The organism is Streptococcus pseudopneumoniae (genome assembly GCF_001074975.1).
GTDB lineage: Bacteria > Bacillota > Bacilli > Lactobacillales > Streptococcaceae > Streptococcus > Streptococcus pseudopneumoniae_D.
On record NZ_JUUO01000126.1, the window covers coordinates 1 to 1,311 of the forward strand.

Here is a 1,311-nt window from a genome sequence, read left to right on the forward strand (position 1 = left end):
ACCTGGTTTGCTTGGATCTTTTGGATCTGGCAAGTATGGTTTGTAGCCTGGAACATCTGGAACGACTGGTTGACCTGGTTTAGTTGGATCATTTGGATCGTTTGGATACTTCACTTCTGGTGTTGATGGGAAGTTTGGATCGTTTGGTGTCTCTGGTTTTGGAACCAAGTTTCCAAGTGGGTTGTAAGTAACAGTTTCTTCAAGATTTTCTTGAGTGACTGTCTTAGACGCAACACTTGCTTTATCAGCGTAGTAACCTGTCAATCCTGGTGTTGGAACTGCATCATAGTTATCCTTATTAGCTGCCCATGGTTCATCAGGGTTAAGAACTTTACCTGTCACCTTATCAAGTTTTAAGGTACGTGTCCATTGTGCATTTTGAACATTGTCAGCTGGGGCAGTTGCCTTACCGTCTGATACCACATAATGAACAGTTGATTTTACATCTTTCTTCCATTGATCTGTCGCAGGGTATGTAGGACTGTTTGGATCATTTGGATTGATTGGATCATTTGGATTATGTGGATCGTTTGGTCCAACTGGAGTTTCACCGTGTTTCAAGGTTACTGTCCATGTTTGGTCTACTGAAGCATCGGTATCGAAGTGAGCTCCTGCTGGGAACTCATCGCTTACAAGAACGTAGCCACGATCTTCATAGTACTTAATCTTAGCTGCAGTTGAGTAGTCAATAGCTTCACCAGATTTACCACCTACTTGATCATTTTCAAGTGTTGTACCAGTATTTTGGTCTACATACTTGATAATCGCTTTTTGTTCTACCTTACGGTAGACAACAGGTGTATCTTCTCCTGGTTTGTTAGGAGTTACACTTGGTGTATCTGTCACATAACCTGGGATGACTGGAGTTGGAGTCTTGCCACCCTTAGTTGGATCTTGTGGATCATTGTTGTACTGTGGAGTTGGTGCGCTTGGAATTTTGTTTCCTTCTGGATCAACTGGAATGATTTTACCAAGCGGTTTATAAGTAACCTTATCCGTAACTTCTGGTTGATCTGGAGTTACTGTCTTAGATCCAGCTTCCTTCTTATCAGCGTAGTAACTTGTAACTACTGGAACTGTTTCTTTACCATAAGTGTGATTAGGTTGATCCCATGTTGTCGTACCATTTTTTTGTTTACCAGTAAAGGTGAAGTCATTTTGAACTTTAGCAGCTGGAGTATTATCTCCTGCTCCTTCAAACTTAACTGTTTGTTTAGTTGGTTTTGTAACTTCAGTTGATTTTGGTACGTAGATAATTGGTGTGTCAGTACCTGGATTTTCAGGAGTGATTGGTTTTCCTGGAGTTACTGG

At 41.2% G+C, this 1,311-nt stretch carries 1 protein-coding gene; it reads right to left on the reverse strand.

Annotation, left to right across the window (positions count from 1 at the left end):
- The coding region (locus tag ADI86_RS11910; RefSeq protein WP_049532565.1) for a mucin-binding protein at positions 1–1,311 on the reverse strand (1,311 nt) is incomplete at both ends.